Annotated in this window: 20 protein-coding genes; 11 read left to right on the top strand and 9 right to left on the bottom strand. The window is 65.3% G+C overall.

The features are described 5' to 3' along the window. Positions 1–187 precede the first annotated feature (187 nt). Positions 188–2,320, top strand: a complete 2,133-nt coding sequence (locus KYT87_RS14090; protein ID WP_046807601.1) for an FUSC family protein — start codon at positions 188–190, stop codon at positions 2,318–2,320. Positions 2,321–2,432: 112 nt separating this feature from the next. Beyond that, positions 2,433–3,269, top strand: coding sequence for a universal stress protein (locus KYT87_RS14085; RefSeq protein ID WP_046807600.1), 837 nt, complete (start codon positions 2,433–2,435; stop codon positions 3,267–3,269). Positions 3,270–3,288: 19 nt separating this feature from the next. Here the strand turns inward: KYT87_RS14085 and KYT87_RS14080 are convergent, their stop codons facing one another. From KYT87_RS14080 to KYT87_RS14070, 3 genes are all read right to left on the bottom strand, one after another. Next, positions 3,289–4,245: a 2-hydroxyacid dehydrogenase gene (locus KYT87_RS14080; protein WP_219992495.1), complete on the bottom strand. Its 957-nt coding sequence runs from the start codon at positions 4,243–4,245 to the stop codon at positions 3,289–3,291. A 291-nt stretch (positions 4,246–4,536) separates the two neighbouring features. After that, positions 4,537–4,689, bottom strand: coding sequence for a DUF3309 domain-containing protein (locus tag KYT87_RS14075; protein ID WP_006219570.1), 153 nt, complete (start codon positions 4,687–4,689; stop codon positions 4,537–4,539). 62 nt (positions 4,690–4,751) lie between these two features. Continuing rightward, complete coding sequence (locus KYT87_RS14070; RefSeq protein WP_162941210.1) at positions 4,752–4,913, bottom strand: hypothetical protein; 162 nt, start codon at positions 4,911–4,913, stop codon at positions 4,752–4,754. 189 nt (positions 4,914–5,102) lie between these two features. Here KYT87_RS14070 and KYT87_RS14065 point away from each other — a divergent pair, with 189 nt between their 5' ends. Further along, positions 5,103–6,188 carry a DNA topoisomerase IB gene (locus KYT87_RS14065; protein WP_219992494.1) on the top strand — a complete coding sequence of 362 codons (1,086 nt, stop codon included), beginning with the start codon at positions 5,103–5,105 and terminating at the stop codon, positions 6,186–6,188. Here the strand turns inward: KYT87_RS14065 and KYT87_RS14060 are convergent. Then, the gene (locus KYT87_RS14060) at positions 6,174–6,440 is read right to left on the bottom strand and encodes a hypothetical protein (RefSeq protein WP_046807597.1); all 267 of its coding nucleotides are present in this window, start codon (positions 6,438–6,440) and stop codon (positions 6,174–6,176) included. The genes KYT87_RS14065 and KYT87_RS14060 overlap by 15 nt on opposite strands. Before the next feature lie 148 nt (positions 6,441–6,588). On the opposite strand from KYT87_RS14060, the gene KYT87_RS14055 reads away from it, so the two are divergent. Both KYT87_RS14055 and KYT87_RS14050 read left to right on the top strand, forming a co-directional pair. Beyond that, a complete protein-coding gene (locus KYT87_RS14055) occupies positions 6,589–6,921 on the top strand; it encodes a four-helix bundle copper-binding protein (protein WP_104145532.1) in 333 nt (110 codons plus the stop codon). A gap of 79 nt (positions 6,922–7,000) precedes the next feature. Continuing rightward, positions 7,001–7,342, top strand: coding sequence for a YqjD family protein (locus tag KYT87_RS14050; protein ID WP_046807596.1), 342 nt, complete (start codon positions 7,001–7,003; stop codon positions 7,340–7,342). Positions 7,343–7,372: 30 nt separating this feature from the next. Here the strand turns inward: KYT87_RS14050 and KYT87_RS14045 are convergent, their stop codons facing one another. Further along, complete coding sequence (locus tag KYT87_RS14045; RefSeq protein ID WP_046807595.1) at positions 7,373–7,549, bottom strand: CsbD family protein; 177 nt, start codon at positions 7,547–7,549, stop codon at positions 7,373–7,375. A 172-nt stretch (positions 7,550–7,721) separates the two neighbouring features. On the opposite strand from KYT87_RS14045, the gene KYT87_RS14040 reads away from it, so the two are divergent. Beyond that, positions 7,722–8,612, top strand: coding sequence for an SDR family oxidoreductase (locus KYT87_RS14040; RefSeq protein WP_104145533.1), 891 nt, complete (start codon positions 7,722–7,724; stop codon positions 8,610–8,612). A gap of 70 nt (positions 8,613–8,682) precedes the next feature. Here the strand turns inward: KYT87_RS14040 and KYT87_RS14035 are convergent, their stop codons facing one another. After that, positions 8,683–9,273, bottom strand: a complete 591-nt coding sequence (locus KYT87_RS14035) for a hypothetical protein (RefSeq protein ID WP_104145534.1) — start codon at positions 9,271–9,273, stop codon at positions 8,683–8,685. A gap of 142 nt (positions 9,274–9,415) precedes the next feature. On the opposite strand from KYT87_RS14035, the gene KYT87_RS14030 reads away from it, so the two are divergent. Together KYT87_RS14030 and KYT87_RS14025 are read left to right on the top strand one after the other, a co-directional pair. After that, entirely contained in the window at positions 9,416–9,685 is a 270-nt protein-coding gene (locus KYT87_RS14030) for a hypothetical protein (RefSeq protein WP_046807592.1), read from the top strand. Between the two features lie 70 nt (positions 9,686–9,755). Next, positions 9,756–10,055: a DUF378 domain-containing protein gene (locus tag KYT87_RS14025; protein WP_046807591.1), complete on the top strand. Its 300-nt coding sequence runs from the start codon at positions 9,756–9,758 to the stop codon at positions 10,053–10,055. Positions 10,056–10,066: 11 nt separating this feature from the next. Here KYT87_RS14025 and KYT87_RS14020 read toward each other — a convergent pair whose 3' ends face one another. Beyond that, entirely contained in the window at positions 10,067–10,324 is a 258-nt protein-coding gene (locus KYT87_RS14020) for a hypothetical protein (RefSeq protein WP_223265008.1), read from the bottom strand. Positions 10,325–10,497: 173 nt separating this feature from the next. On the opposite strand from KYT87_RS14020, the gene KYT87_RS14015 reads away from it, so the two are divergent. Further along, positions 10,498–10,881: a hypothetical protein gene (locus KYT87_RS14015; RefSeq protein WP_052946137.1), complete on the top strand. Its 384-nt coding sequence runs from the start codon at positions 10,498–10,500 to the stop codon at positions 10,879–10,881. A 12-nt stretch (positions 10,882–10,893) separates the two neighbouring features. Here KYT87_RS14015 and KYT87_RS14010 read toward each other — a convergent pair whose 3' ends face one another. Then, on the bottom strand, positions 10,894–12,276 hold the full coding sequence (locus KYT87_RS14010) for a sigma-54 dependent transcriptional regulator (protein WP_046807590.1): 1,383 nt from the start codon (positions 12,274–12,276) through the stop codon (positions 10,894–10,896). 260 nt (positions 12,277–12,536) lie between these two features. On the opposite strand from KYT87_RS14010, the gene KYT87_RS14005 reads away from it, so the two are divergent. Together KYT87_RS14005 and KYT87_RS14000 are read left to right on the top strand one after the other, a co-directional pair. Beyond that, positions 12,537–13,481 (top strand): sigma-54-dependent Fis family transcriptional regulator, encoded by a 945-nt coding sequence (locus KYT87_RS14005; RefSeq protein ID WP_082134678.1) that lies wholly within the window; start codon positions 12,537–12,539, stop codon positions 13,479–13,481. A gap of 104 nt (positions 13,482–13,585) precedes the next feature. Further along, the gene (locus KYT87_RS14000; protein WP_162941209.1) at positions 13,586–15,079 is read left to right on the top strand and encodes an RNA polymerase factor sigma-54; all 1,494 of its coding nucleotides are present in this window, start codon (positions 13,586–13,588) and stop codon (positions 15,077–15,079) included. A gap of 226 nt (positions 15,080–15,305) precedes the next feature. Here KYT87_RS14000 and KYT87_RS13995 read toward each other — a convergent pair whose 3' ends face one another. Further along, positions 15,306–15,662, bottom strand: a complete 357-nt coding sequence (locus tag KYT87_RS13995; RefSeq protein WP_046807588.1) for a hypothetical protein — start codon at positions 15,660–15,662, stop codon at positions 15,306–15,308. Positions 15,663–15,766 lie beyond the last annotated feature (104 nt).

Raw genomic sequence — 15,766 nt, 5'->3', positions numbered from 1 at the left:
TAAATTCCACTGCGCGATCGCAAGTGTTTTTTTATGCCATTTTGCGCAATTGTTCCAGGCAAATTTGCGAGTATCTGGCAACGCATTCACATTTATGTAACCGTCCGTATATGCCGGCGCCTTGTCGACATGCTAGGGTTTGCATCCCTGGCCGGTTTGGCTTCCCCCTGCTGCGACTTCCCTTAGCGTGACAAAACTGCTTTCCCGTTGGCGCGCCTCGCTGCGCCACGTCCTGTGGCTGGACGCCCTGCAAGCCGCCGCGATCAGCGCGGCCCCCGTCATTCTTGCCGTGCTGGCGCATGAGCCCCGCCTGGGCTGGACGGCCATCGCGGCGTTCTGGGCCTGCTTTGGCGACCCCGGCGGGCCGCTACGCCAGCGCGCCGGCTCGATGCTCGCCCTGGGGTTGGTCGGCGCCCTGTTCTGCTTTCTTGCCAGCGCCAGCGCGGGGCACCTGTGGCTGCTGCTGCCCCTGACTTTCCTGTGCTGCACCCTCGGGGGACTGTTGCGGGTGCTGGGGCCCGCCGCCGCCATCGTCGGCACGCTGTTGTCGGCCGGATTCGTGGTCGCCGCCGAACTGCCCGCGCCCACGCTGGCCGAAAGCCTGTCGTACACCCTGTTCTTCCTGGTTGGCGCCGTCTGGGCCATTTTGATGACCGCCCTGGTATGGCGGCGCCGTCCCTGGAAAGACGCGACGCACGCCGTGGCCCATTGCTATCGCGGGCTGGCCGACTTTGCCGATGCCCTGGCGCGCATGTATTCCGGCCTGACGCCCGCCGGCGGTCCGCAAGCCTGGACGGCCGTTACCAAGCCGCAACGCAGCGCGCAACGCGCTGCCCTGGAGGCGGCCCGCGTGCGCATCCGCGAAGTGCAGGACGCCCGGCCGTCGCGCCGTGCCCGCGCGCATCAACTGATGTATCTGCTGGACAGTGCCGAAGACAGCTTCATTGCGCTGGTGGCCGCGGCCGACCTGCTGGAGTCGAACGCACCGCGCTGGCTGGGGCGCAGCGCGGGCGCGCACCTGTCGCATGCCCTGCACCGCTACGCCAGCGTATGCAACGCCATCGCCAGCACCTCCGACGTCAGCGACGCCAAGCAGGCCGAATGCCTGCGCGAACGCCTGGCGCATTTCGCGGCGGGCTTGCATGACCTGCGGGGCGGCGCCATGGCGTACGCGCCAGATCTGGCGTCCGTCGTCCCGGTGCTGGACCGCATGCTGCACACGGCCCAGTCCGTCATGCAGGCCATGTTCGACCAGGGCGATGCGCCCACCGCGCCTGTCTCGTCGCCCGGCATGGGCAGCCGGGCACGCCAGGCCCTGCGTACGCTGCGCCAGAACATCGGCGTGGAATCAGACGCCTTTCGCCACGCCTGCCGCGTGGGCGTGGGCGCCACCATCGCGGTGGCCCTGTCCAAGACGTTTGCGGTGAATCACGGCTATTGGATGTCGTTGACGCTGGTTTTCATCCTGCAACCCTATTTCGCCACGACCTGGCAGCGCACGGTGGAACGGGTGATTGGCAGCGTGGCCGGCGCCATCGGCGCGTCGCTGCTGGGCTTGCTGCTCAGCACGCCGCTGTCCGTGGCCTTGGCCGTGCTGCCGATTGCGCTGGGCACGTTCGCCGCCCGCACCATCCACTACGCGCTGTTCACCTTCTTTTTGACGTCGCAGTTCGTCCTGGTCAGCCATATCCAGCAGCCGGAAATCTACGAACCCATGCTGGCCGCGCTACGTGCGTTCAACAGCGTGTTGGGTGGCGTGCTGGCGCTGCTGGTGGGTGTTTTGGTGTGGCCGGAAAAAGAGCCACGCCAGTTGGCCGATGCGCTGACGCGCGCGCTGGAGCGGCATGCGGCCTACGCGCTGGCGCTGCTGCGCCAAAAGAGCAACGCGCCGTCCGCGCCCGACCAGGCGGATATCGTGGGGCTGCGGCGCCTGGCGTGCCTGTCCGCCGACAACGCCGAAGCGTCGTTGCAGCGCTTGCAACAAAACCCGGTGCACCGAGACCGCAAGGTCGACACCGCCGTGAACCTGTTGAACGCCATGCGCCGCATCACCGCCGCCGGCACCGTGTTGGAAATCCAGCCCGCCCTGCCGGCCGACGCGCCGGCGGCTGCCTCGGCGCTGCAAGACTATGCGCGCGTCCTGGCGCACGCCTTGCACCCGCAGGACGAGGCGCCGGGCGTTAGCGCCCGCCAGTTCGCGGTGCCCGCCGCTGTCACGGCGGCAGACCCCGCGCTGGCCGGCCCGCTGGACCGCATTGCGCAACAAGCGCGCCAGGTGCGCCAATTGCGCGATCGCATCGAAAAGGAATCAACGGCGTGACGCGCGCTTGCGCCGGACGCGGGAGATTGCCCACGGGTTGATGCGCGTCAATAGCAAGGCGGCAAGAAAGCGCAACCATGAAGGCATGGGACGCTTATCAAGGAGACCCGCCATGTACCGCCGCATTTCTGTACACCTGGACCACGGTTTCGACTGCAAACGCCGCACCGACCTGGCGCTGTCGCTGGCGCGCCGCCACCAGGCGGAGCTGGTGGGCATTTACGCCAGCGCCGCGCCGCCGCAGTATTACTACGGCGAATCCGTGCTGATGTCTCGCACGCTGGACGTCATGAAGCAATTGCAGGCGCAGAATCGCGACGCGGTGGAAAGCGCCTTCCTGGCCAGCGCTGCCGCATCCGATATTGCCGCCGTGGTCCGCGCGGGCGATGCCGCGCCCAGCGCCACCGTCGCGCTGCATGCGCGCACCAGCGACCTGGTCATCGTCAGCCAATTCAACCCTGACGATATCGAAGCCGCGCACGAAACCGAATTCGTCGAACAGATGTTGCTGACCACGGGGCGGCCCGTGCTGGTGCTGCCCTCAAGTGGCGAATTCAACGCCGTCGGCAACCGCGTGCTGGTTTGCTGGGATGGCAGCCGCGAAGCGGCCCGCGCCTTGGCCGACGCCACGCCGGTCTTGCGCCAGGCGGCAAGCCTGGTGGTGTTGACCATGGAAGAAGGCACGGCGCCGTCCAAAGCCGGCGTCGTCGATTTCAACGACGTGGCCACGTACTGCGTGGCGCACGGCATGCCGGCACCTAGCCACGTGCGCCGCGATATCAAGGGCGTGGGCGTGGGCAGCACCATCCTGAACGCCGCCGCCGACCACAGCGCCGACCTGATCGTGATGGGCGCCTACGGCCACAGCAAGTTCCGCCAATGGGCCATGGGCGGCGCCACCGCGTCCATCCTCAAGAGCATGACCGTGCCGATCATGTTCTCGCACTGAGCGCGGACCGCGGCGGCGCTCAGGCCGCCTGGGCGTGTGCTTCCAGGACGGGCGTCAGCACGGGCTGACCGGCAAAGTGCGCCGTGGCGTTTTTCAGGAACAGCGCCACGGTTGCCGCGACCGCTTCGGGCGACCGCCCGGCGCTGTGCGGCGTCAGCACCACGTTGCCCAACTTGAGCAAGGCCTGCGGGACCTGCGGCTCGCCGTCCACCACGTCCAGCCCCGCGCCCGCGATACCGCCGTCGGACAGCGCCGAGATCAGCGCGTCCGTGTCCACGACGCTGCCCCGCGCGATGTTGATCAGGTAGCCGTTCGGCCCCAGGGCTTGCAGCACTTGCGCGTCCACCAGGTGCCGTGTGCCCGCGCCGCCGGGCGTGGCGATGACCAGGAAGTCGGACGCCGCCGCAAGGTCGCGCGGGTTATCGAAATAGGTGTAGCCCGTTTCAGGACGCGCGCGCCGGTTGAAATAGCCGACCTCCATCCCGAAACCGTTTGCGCCGCGCCGCGCAATTTCCAGGCCGATGGTGCCCAAGCCCAGAATGCCCAGGCGCTTGCCCGTTACTTGCGGCCCCATGAAGCCGCTCCAGTGGCCTTGCCGCACCCAGGCGTCCGCCTGCGGCAGATGGCGCGCCACGCCCAGCAGCAGCGCCATGGCATGGTCGGCGACCGACACGGCGTTGGCGCCAGGGCCGTTGGTCACGATGATGCCCCGCGCATGGGCGGCGGCCAGATCGATATTTTCATAACCGACGCCCAGCGAACAGACCAGTTCCAGCCTGGGCATGACCGCCATTTCGTCGGCCTTCAAACCCGTGGCGCCGCGCGTCAGAACGACGCGGATGTCCTGGCCGTGTTGGGCGATGGCGTCAGCGCGCATCTGCGCGGTGGGGGCATAGACGGGCTGGAAGCCGCGCGCCTGGATCTCGGGCAGGTAGTCCTGCACGCTGTCGATCAAAATCAGCAAGGGGATGGTCATGTTGGCGTTGCCGGGTAGCGGGGTCTTGGAAGGACGGGCAAAAAAGCAGGCGAAGAAAGTCGGCCAAAGAGAAGTGGGCCAAATAGAAATCGGCCAAAGAGAGGCGGGCAAATCTTACGCCTGGCGTTGCCGTCGCGCCACCCGTCGTCCAGCCCTTGGCCACGCCCAAACGCAATGGCCCGGGGCGGCGATGCCACCCCGGGCCACATTGCAAGACCGTCATGTCCGAAGCGTTACCTTCGGCCGCGTCAAGCCCGGGCCTTTCAAGCCCGTGGCGTCAGGTTCGGACCGTTATATCCGTCCCATCAGCAGCATCACGATCAGCACGATCACGACAATGCCGAGCAGGCCGCTGGGGTAATAGCCCCAGCTTCGGCTGTGCGGCCACGCGGGCACGGCACCGATAAGCAGCAGGATCAGAATGATCAGCAGGATGGTCGACATAATGACTCCTCGTCGTTATTGATTTGCGTTGTTCTGGTTTGCGTTGTTCCGCGGCCGCCGCATCAGCGCTGCGGCGGCTCGATTTCCTTGACGGGCGGCGACAGCGGCGGCAGGTCCACTTCCGGCTGGTCGGTATCGGGGTCCACCGGCAAGTCTCCCGGCGGCGACCCGGGCGGAATGGGCTCCGGCTTGGGCGGCACGTGTAGATGCTGTGTGGCTTGCATGGCACTCTCCTGTAGGGACCGTTGCGCCACGCGCTTTGCTGCGCGCTGTGCAACGATCGATTCGCAGACGGTTGTCGCTGGCCCCTGTTCAGCAAGCGCCGTGCCCAAACGCATGCTGCCTGCCCGATGGCCGATTGATTGACGGGCACGGCGCTTGCTTCGGGACGCCCGTAAGGTTCCGGAGACAGCATGGACACCCGCAGCAACCCGCTTGCCGAGCCGGCCCCCGGCGCTGGCGACCCACCCTTGGTCTACGTGGATGACACCCAGCCCGGCTACCGGCGGGTACGCGTCAACGGCAGCACCTTTCATTACCTTGATACCCACGGCAAGCGCATCACGGACGAGGCCGAGATCAAGCGCATTCACAAGCTGGTGATCCCGCCCGCGTACGAAGATGTGTGGATCTGCCCCCTGCCCCACGGGCATTTGCAGGCCACCGGGCGCGACGCCCGTGGCCGTAAACAATACCGGTATCACCCCGCCTGGGCGGCACTGCGCGATGCGGGCAAGTACCAGAACCTGCTGGCCTTCGGACAGGCGCTGCCGCGCATCCGGCGGCGCGTGGCGCGCGACATGAAGGAACGCGGCCTGACGCAGAACAAGGTCATCGCCACCTTGGTACGCTTGCTGGAAACCACACTGATACGCATCGGCGCCCGGGAATACGCGCGGTCAAACAAGTCTTATGGCTTGACGACGCTGACGCGCCGCCACGCCACCGTGGCCGGCAGCAGCTTTCGTTTTCGCTTCGTGGGTAAAAGCGGCGTGCCGCACGACGTGACGGTACGCGACCGCCGCGTCGCGCGCATCATCAAACGCTGCATGGAGATTCCCGGCCAGCAGCTGTTCCAGTATCTGGATGAAGACGGCGCCAAGCACCCCGTGGATTCCGGCGCGGTGAACGCGTATCTGCGCCAAGCGGGTGAAGGCGACTTCACGGCCAAGCATTACCGCACGTGGGCGGGGTCCGCGATGGCCTACGCGGCATTGCAGGCGCACCCCTTCGAGACCGCGACGCAAGCGCGTCAAACGGTTGCCGAGGTCATCAAGCAGGTGTCGAAGCGGCTGGCCAACACGCCCGCCGTATGCCGCGCCTGCTATGTGCACCCGGCGTTGCTTGAGGCCTATCTGGAGGGCCGGCTGCCGCCCAAGTCACGCGCGCCGGATGGCCCGCGCGGGCTGCATGCGGATGAACGGCGCCTGCTTGAATTCCTACGCAAGCTGCCGCCCATGGACGCGCCCGCGCCGCCCATGCCTTCAGAAGAGGTGTGAACGTGCATTCTTCGCGCGCGGCTGCGGGGCGTCACCATCGGCCCAGTTCGACTCGGTCTGGTTATCGACCACGGCACGCTTGTCGCGAGCGGCCTCGTCCGGCGTCGAGGCGTCTGGTTTCACCGGTTGTTTCGGCACATCGACGGGCCCGCGCGGCGGCAGTATCTTTGCGGTGTCCTGGGTGGCGTCCGCCTTGGGCGCAGAAGTGTCGGACGCTGCGTTCTCGGGTTTCGAATCGGATCGGGATTTCATGACTACCTCCTGTCTGGGTTCGAGCTTTCATGCTACGGCCGCGCGCCGCATCGAGGCACTGACAGTATCTTCAAATTGCAAGCGGATGTGCCCGGCCGGGCGCGGCCGCGCCTTTGCCAACCGCCATGGGCACTCACAAGGAGATGCAATGCGAGACCCAAACTTCGAGCAATGTGTGCAAGCCTGCTACGAATGCGCGGTGGCTTGCGACCAGTGCGCGGCGGCCAGCCTGGACGCCAATGCAGCGCGGATGAAGCGCTGCATTGCCTTGGCAACCGATTGCGCCGGCGTGTGCCGCTTGTGCGCCGCGATGCTGGCGCGCAACGGCGAATTTTCTACCGCGCTTTGTACGTTGTGCGCTTTGGTTTGCGACGCTTGCGCCCGCGCATGCGCTCCTTACCAAGATATGGAGCACTGCCAGATCTGCGCCGGCGCCTGCCTGGCGTGCACGCTGGCTTGTCAGGACATGCTCGAAGCTTGACGGCTTTGACACGCCACGGGGCCGCACGGGCAGGCCTCGGACCCGGCGCCCTTTTCGCCCGACTGCCAGGAGCTTTTCGATGGCCTCTACGAATACCCCTTTGCCTTCCGATTTTCCCGAGAACGGCCCGGACGATCGTGGAACGCGCAGACGCGCGCGCCATCCGGAAAGTTGGATCGATGAAATCGAAGCGACCTTGCGCGATGCCGACCCGGGCGATCTGGACGCGTTGAAGGCGCGCCTGTCGGATCAGCTGAACGCCACGCGGCGCAGCCTGCGCGATGCCTCGGATAATGCGGGGGATTTGATGCGGGAAACGCTGGACTGCACCGAAGAATACATCCACGCACGCCCGTGGCAAGCCATCGGGCTGGTGGCTGGCGCGGCGTTCCTTTTCGGCGTCATCGTGGGACGCCAGTAACCGCCGCGCCAACAGGGCTCAGGCCGGGCATCAGCCCGGCTTTTGGGCCTTGTCCTTGGCGTCGCCGTAAGCGGCCTGCGTCTTGCCGGCTACTTTTTGCGCCGTGCCTTTGAGCTCGGTAGACGTGCTACCGGTCGCCTTGCCAGCCACTTCCTTTACCTTGCCGGCGGCCTCTTCGACTCTGCCCTTTACCTGGTCCTTGTTCATGGCTCTCTCGCTTTCATCATGTTGATGGGTGCCCGGCGCCACGGTTGACGCCGGTACCGTTCCTACGCAAGCGCCGTGCCCAAACCATTTGGCGCAACAACAGGAACAAGGTTTGCTCCTGCGCGGGGCCAGGCGTGGAATTTCGCGCCATGACCATGACAGGAGCCCAGCCATGAGCAAACCCTCGACCCCGCCCCAAACCGGCGACCGCCCGCACCCCACGCCGCCCATGCCCGGCCAGCATCTGGAAAAACCCGGCAATGAAGCCGACATGGTGCTCAAGCCCCAATACCAGGCGCCCGGCTACGAAGGCAGCGGCAAACTCAAAGACATGGTCGCCCTTGTCACCGGCGGCGACTCCGGCATCGGCCGAGCCGTCTGCGTGTTGTTTGCGCGCGAAGGCGCGGACGTCGCCGTGGTGTATCTGGACGAACATGAGGATGCAGAGGAAACCCGGCGCGTCGTCCAGGCCGAAGGCCGGCGCTGCGTGTTGATCCCGGGCGACGTGAAGGACGGCGCCTTTTGCAAAAGCGCCGTGGAGCAGACCGTGAAGGAATTCGGCAAGCTCGACATCCTGGTCAACAACGCGGCGTACCAGCAGCACATAGCCTCGCTGACCGACATCAGCGACGAGCAATGGGAAAAAACGCTGACCACCAATATCACCGGCTACTTCCGCATGGCGCGCGCAGCGCTGCCGCATTTGAAAACCGGCGCGTCGATCATCAACACCGGGTCGGTCACCGGCTTGCAAGGCAGCGCCAAACTACTGGACTACTCGTCGACCAAAGGCGCCATCCACGCCTTTACCCGGTCGCTGGCCGCCAACCTGGCATCACAGGGCATCCGCGTGAACGCCGTGGCGCCCGGACCGGTGTGGACCCCGCTGAACCCGGCGGACCAAAGCCCCGAGGCCATCAAAGAGTTCGGCAAAAAGACGGACCTTGGCCGCCCCGCCCAGCCCGAGGAAATTGCCCCGGCCTATGTGTTCCTGGCCTCGCCCGTGTGCGCCAGCTACATCACCGGTATCGTGCTGCCCATCACGGGCAGCGCGGGCGACTGATCAGCGGGCGGGAAGATGCAGCAGGCCGCCCGCGGGCGGCCTGCTGTTTTTTTGATACGGCACGGAACATTCAAGGCGTGGGCGACGGCGCCTCGACGGTTTGCGGCGGCGTGAGCGGGTCGAAGTCCTGCCATTTTCCGTCGCGCCAACGGCCTTGGGCGCGTTCAATGTCTTGTCCACCAGACTCGCGCAACACCCGACGCGCCACCGATTCCTTCTCCGCGGTCACGTGCAACGCCAGCATCACGCCCGCCATGCGCACCACCGGGTGGGATTCCTGCACGACCGGCGTGCTGGGCGTCTTGCGCCGGCCTCGGCCCACGATCCACATGGCGCCGGCCAGCGCGCCGATATAAGCCCCGACACCGGCCGCCGCGATGATGATCAGCACAGGCGCGGACATCTGCGCGGCGATCATGCCACCCAGCAAGGCAAACACCAATCCCAACGCCGACGCGCCGGCCATCGCGCCCAGGTGGCCGCCCTTGGCGTCGGGGTCGGCCGCCCGATCCCCCCCAAGCGGATAGCGCGAATGCCCGCCTGCGGAATTGATATAGAACGTGTGGACGTCGTCTTCCGTAAAGCCTTCTTTGAACAGGTTTTGCGTGGCCACGGAGGCTTGGTCAAAGGTCTGGAATCTGGCGGCAACGATCAAGGACATAGCGTTCTCCCGTATGCGTACGCCCGCTGTCCAGCAACTTGCATACCCGAGGGGTTGCGGCACGCCACTTGCGGGGCCGGCCGAAGCGCGGCGTTGCCATGCGGCTACGCCATCGCCTATTCAAGACTTACCGGAGACCGTCATGCCCCCTACCCCTGACATCCAATATCCCGACAACAGCGGCCGCCCCGATGTCGGACCCAGCGACACCTCGGACTCTGCCAGCGATGTGCCGCCGGGCCTGGCGCACACCGATAGCGACTCGCAATCCACCGGCGACCGCGAAAGCGTGGACCCGGACTTGCTGGACGACGATGTGGACGGCGATGACATCGCGCCCGATCACGTGACCGACGCTGACGACGCGGGCGTTTCGCGCTCGCCGCCCGACCCGGTCCGCAACGGAGGTTGACCCCTTGGCAGTACCCACGCGCTGCGGGCGGCCTCTGCCCGCAGCCGCCCCTCACCGGAGCACGCGCACCATGGACATGTCGGGCCAGAGTGAAGATATTTCCGCAAGCGAAGAAGAAATTGCCGCGCGCCCACTCGGCCGCCGACGCGATTTGTCGGGGCTGGATTGGGCAGCGCTGATCGCGGTGGTGGCCGGCGGTTTGAATTGCGGCCTGATCGCTGCCGTGAACCTGGATGTGATCGCCCGCGTCATTCCGAACGCCGCCGTCACGCGTGGCATCCAGGGCATCATCGGGCTGGCCGCGCTGCATTGCGTGGTGATGCTGTTCCGCTGGGCAGATGAAGCGGGCGAGCCCGGCGAGCCGGGCTAAGCCCGGCTTATTCAGTTGCCCGGCGGACGCTTACCCGGGTACTGGCCCCCTTCCTCGAATTCAGCGCCCTTGGTATTGGGTTTCTTGTCGGCGGGCCGCTTGGCGGGCTGCCGCTCTTTGCCGAAGCCCGGCTTGTCGGCGCCGAACTGCCCGCTGTCGTGGGCGGCTTCGGTATTGTCCTTGGGCTGGTTGGCCTGGGATTTTCCGGTCTCGGCGCCGGCGGCCTGATTGTCCTGCTTCATATCGTTCTTCATATCGTTGTGGGTCATGGGTAGCTCCGCGTTGACGTGATGGATATCGCCGCGCACCGATTGACGTCGGCGGATATCGCTGGATATCGCCCACAGCCCGCGCAAGCGCCGTGCCTGACACACCGGGAACGGGACTTGCTCTGGAGTCCGCAGGTCCGCCCCGTGTGGACCCTTACCCAAAGGAGTCAGTCATGAATCTGTCCAGAACCGTTTGCCCCGCTATCGCCTTGTGCCTGTCCGCCGTCGCCTTCCAGGCCTCCGCGCAAACTACCCAAGGCAGCTCTGCGCCCCTGCGCACGAACGATCAAATCGACAGCCAATACAAGATGGACAAAAAGGCTTGCGATGCGATGAAGGGCAACCAGAAGGACGTGTGTCAGAAGCAGGCGGAAGCCAACCGCGACAAGGCCCGCGCCGATGCCAAGGCCGGCAAGGAAAAGGCCGAGGCCAACCATGACGCGGCCAAGACCAAGAGCGACGCCGATTACAAGGTGGGCAAGGAAAAATGCGATGCCATGTCCGGCAACGCCAAGGACGCTTGCATGGCGGATCTGAAGACCCGCCACAACAAGTAAACCGCTAGTCGGTCAGGCCGCGTCCCTGGAATCGCGCTGGCCGGCGTCTTCGCCGGGCAGCGCGAAGCCGGCCGCGGCATATTCTTCAAGTCGGTTGTAAAGCGTCTTGGGGCTGATGCCCAGCATCATCGCGGCTTGCTTCTTCACGCCGTTGCAGCGTTCAAGCGTCGCGAGGATCAGGCGGCGGTCCGCCTCGGCCAGCGTCTCGCCCACCGGCACGCTGACTTCTCCGCCCACGGGTTCACCCGCCGGCGACACGTGCGGGGCCAGCATGTCCACCCCCAGCACATCCCCATCAGCCATGATGAAGGCGCGGCGCACAAAGTTCTTGAGCTCGCGCACGTTGCCCGGCCATTCATACTGCTTGAGTATTTCGGACGCCTCGGGCGAGAAGTATTTGTTCCTGCCCGACTCCTGGTTCTGCGCCTGCAGAAAGCGGCGCGCCAGCAGCAGGATGTCGTCGCCCCGTTCGCGCAGCGGCGGCAGTTCAATTGGGAATACGCTCAGGCGGTAGTACAAGTCTTCGCGCAGCTTGCCTTCTTGCACCGCCTGTTCGGGATTGCGGTTGGTGGCCGCAACGATACGGATGTCGCAGCTGATCTCGCGGTTGGTGCCCACGCGCATGAACTGCCCGGTTTCAAGCACGCGCAGCAGCTTGACCTGTAGGTCCAGCGGCATTTCCGTGACTTCGTCCAGGAACAGCGTGCCGCCGTCGGCGCGTTCAAAATAGCCCTTGTGCTGGCGGTCGGCGCCGGTAAAGCTGCCGCGCTCGTGGCCAAACATTTCGCTTTCGATCAGGTTGGGCGAAATCGCCCCACAGTTGACCGCAATGAACGGGCGCTGGCGACGCGCGCTGAGTTCGTGGATGGCGTGGGCAGCAAGCTCTTTGCCGGTGCCGCTTTCGCCGATCAGCAGTGTCGTGACATTCGTGGGCGCCACCCGGCCGATCTGGTGGTACAGCTGCACCATGCGTTCCGACTCGCCGTACAGCTTGCCGAAACGGCCGGGCTCTTCGAAGGGCATGCCGGGCAGTTCGCCACCGGCGTTCGTAACGACTCGCGTCAGAATTTCGTTCAGCCGTTCCATGCAGATCGGCTTGACGAGAAAATCGCTGGCGCCCAGACGCAGCGCCTGGACGGCGTAATCCACCGTGCCGTGCCCCGTCATCACCACGACTTCGGCGCTGGCCACGGCCGCATTCTTGAAAATGTCCATGCCGTTGCCACCAGGCAAGCGGACATCGGTCAACACCAGATCCGGCGCTTGCCGTTCCAGCTGTATCAGCGCATCTTTCACGCTTCCTGCCACTGCCACCGAAAAGCCGCTATCGCGACCCATTTCGGCCAGTGTTTCCCGTATCGCGTCGTCGTCATCGACGACAAGCAGATGAGGCATGAGTTCTCCTGTTGCCGGTGCGCGGTCATCAATCAGCGCGCGCGTTTATCACTGTGAGGATAGACACTCTGGAGCCATAATGCGTAAAGAATCGATACTGTCGACTAAAGTTTTCGAATACTTGCAACTGGTCGCAGTCGCGCTACAAACGTACCACTACGATTGTGCTGTCGCGTAAGGCCCCGGCGGCCCGAGGTATCTTTATGGCAAATCGCACCACCGCGCGGCGCGACACTGCGCCCGCGTCTTCGGTCGTCCCCATGGACGTCACCGGCATGTCTGCTGTCATGCAGAAATTGGCAACCCAGTTGCAGCTGGCGGCGGCTACCGACGCCAGCGTATTCATCGTGGGAGAAAGCGGCGCGGGCAAAGAAATCATTGCCCGCGCAATCCATGACGCCAGCGAACGGCGCGCCGCGCCGTTTGTCGCCGTGAACTGCGGCGCGATCAGCGGCACGCTGGCCCATGCCGAATTGTTCGGCCACGAGAAAGGCAGTTTTACCGGTGCGGTTGCGCAGAACGCGGGCTATTTTGAGTACGCCAGCGGCGGCACCTTATTCCTGGACGAAGTCACCGAGATGCCGCCCGACATGCAAGTGCATTTCTTGCGTGTGCTGGAAGCGGGAACGTATCAGCGCGTGGGCGGCACCGACCTGCTGCGCGCAAACGTGCGCATCATCTGCGCCAGCAACCGCGACCCCGCGGCCTCGGTGGCCGATGGCAGGTTGCGCCAGGACTTCCTGCATCGCCTGCTGGTCATCCCCCTTCGGGTACCGCCGCTGCGCGAACGCGGTGACGATGCGCTGATCCTGGCGCAGCGCTTCCTGGACGGTCTGAACGCGCAATATCAAACCCAGAAAACGTTTTCGAAGCGCATGCTGGACGCCATCGCCCAGCATGACTGGCCGGGCAATGTGCGCGAACTGCGTAACGTTGTGCAGCGCGCCTTCATTTTGTCGGACACGCAGCTGGACACCAACCTGCTGGCCCGCCCTGCCGCCAGCCAGCACGCCGAGATGCGCGAAGGCGCGATGAACTTTCCGGTGGGCATGCCTTTGGGCCAGGCGCAGCGCGCCTTCATCCTGGCGACGCTGGCCCACCACGGGGGTGACAAGCGCCTGGCGGCCGACACCTTGGGCGTCAGCTTGAAAACCCTGTACAACCGCCTGGACGTCTACGAAAAAGAAGGTTTGTCGGGAGGCTGAGCAGTTCTTACCGTCGCCTTGTAATACGGTCGCTGCGACAGGGCCGCAAGCCTCGCGCCTACGCCCGAAAATCGACCTGGCACGGATCTTGCATGTGTCCTAGGATGCGCCGCCCTTCGGCGGCTTTCATCCAGGAGACTCGATTGGGCCACCCCTCGCAAGAATTGCGCCTGCGCCAACAAATGACGCTTGCGCCGCGCTTGCAGCAGTCTGTCAAGCTGCTGCAGATGTCGGCGCTTGAATTCACGACCGCGGTGGAACACGCGCTTGCCACCAACCCCTTTCTGGAAGATGGCGACGAGCAGGACACCGAACCGCTGCCAAACGGCGATTCCATCAAACCCGGCAATTACGGGGACGAGCCGTCGGCCATGGCCGACGCCGCCCCGCCCTCGCCATCCGAGGCCGATGAGCCTTTGCCTGACGCCCCTTCCTATTCCGGCGACTATCCTACCCAGCTGACGGGCGGTGGCGACGGCAAGGACATGGGGCAATGGGTCTGCGCATCGGTATCGATGCGCGAGCGCCTGTCCGCGGACTTGGGCAACTATCACCTGGAACCGCGCGACCGCCTGCTGGCCGAATTCATCATCGACGCGCTGGACGACGACGGCTACCTGCGCGTGCCGCTGATGAGCCTGTGCGATCCGGAGCACGCCGGTTTCAGCCCCCCGCCAGACGAAGGCGAATGGACGGCCGCCCTGCGCCTGGTGCAGCAGCTGGACGCGCCGGGCCTTGCAGCGCGAGACCTGACCGAATGCCTGTCGCTGCAATTGGCGGCGGCGCAGTCGGTCGAACCCCACGTGCGCGACCTGGCCTTGCGCATCGTGCGCGAGCATCTGGACCGCTTGGGCAAGAACGATTGCGTCGGGCTGCGCCGTTTGCTGGGCTGCACCGATGAGCAAGTGCGCGAAGCGTGCGCGCTGATCCGCAGCCTGGATCCCAAGCCGGGGTCGCGCTACAGCGCTGAAGCGCCCGTATATGTGGTGCCCGACGTGTTTGTGGACAAATGGCATTCGCGCTGGCGCGTGCTGCCCAACCGCCACGCCATGCCGCAGGCACGGCTGCATCGCACGTACGCCGACCTGTTCCGCCGCGCCCGCCTGGATGACCGCAGTCCGATGGCGCAAGAGCTTCAGGAGGCGCGCTGGCTGGTGCGCAACGTGGAACAGCGCTACACGACCATCCAGCGCGTGGCCGAGGCTATCGTCAAGCGTCAGCAGACGTTCTTTGAATATGGCGAAGTGGCGTTGCGGCCGCTGATGCTGCGCGAAGTGGCGGATGATCTGGACATGCACGAATCCACCGTGTCACGCGCCACGGTCGGCAAGTACATGGTGACTCCGCGCGGCGTCTTTGAATTTCGCCACTTCTTTTCGCGCGAGCTGGCCACGGAATCGGGTGGCTCGTGCTCGGCCGCGGCGGTCCGCGCGCTGATCAAGGAAATGGTGGATGCCGAGGACCCGACCATGCCGCTGTCCGACGTTGCCCTGACGCAGCAGCTGGCGGCCAGCGGGATCTTGCTGGCACGGCGCACGGTGTCCAAGTATCGCGGGCAATTGCGGGTGCCGCCGGCGGAATTGCGCCGTCAGCATTAAGAGGCGGTCGCCACGCAAGCGGTCGTGCAGGCCGCAGCGGGCGCCTGCTGGAAGACACGCGATAACACGCGATACATACCGGCCACGCTTCCTGGAAGCCGTGGCCGGTTTGCTAAAAAATGGTGTTTCAGTTTGCCGGTTCGCATAAAAAAGAAGGCTTCCCGTGGGAAGCCTTCTGCTCGAACGGCGCGACGGCGGTGGTCAAGACCGCCGTCAACGTCAGCCGTTACTTCGAGCCGCCAGTGTTCGGATAGCCCGGAGGCGGCGTAGCGCCTGCGCCCGGCGTGCGGGGCACGTTGTCGTTGGCTTCACGAGGACGCTTCGGCGTTTCGTCGGAGTGCTTCTTGCCCGACGACATGGTGCCGCTTTGGTGAGTGGCGGGCGGCTTGGTTCCGGTCGAAGGCGTCGCGTTGGGCGCCGGAGCCATCTGGCCCGGAGGCTGTGCGCGGTTCGGCTGCGCGGCGGTGGCGTCATTCGGCGTGGAGGACGGCGTGGTCGGGTTGGCCGATTGGGCCATTACCGCGCCGGCAGACGTCAAACCGGCTGCCAATACGAAAGCGCAAGTCAAAGCACGAGATTTCATAGTCAGACTCCTTTGTGGAAAAGCCCAGACCTATGAGCAAGCTGCGTTCCCGCCCCGCTTTCACACCGGGCTTTTTCCTTGCGGCACCGCTACTCGCCTAGTCT

It is taken from the genome of Achromobacter sp. ES-001 (assembly GCF_019448355.1).
Classification (GTDB): Bacteria; Pseudomonadota; Gammaproteobacteria; order Burkholderiales; family Burkholderiaceae_B; genus Achromobacter; species Achromobacter spanius_B.
This window is presented reverse-complemented; position numbering and strand designations above follow the sequence as displayed.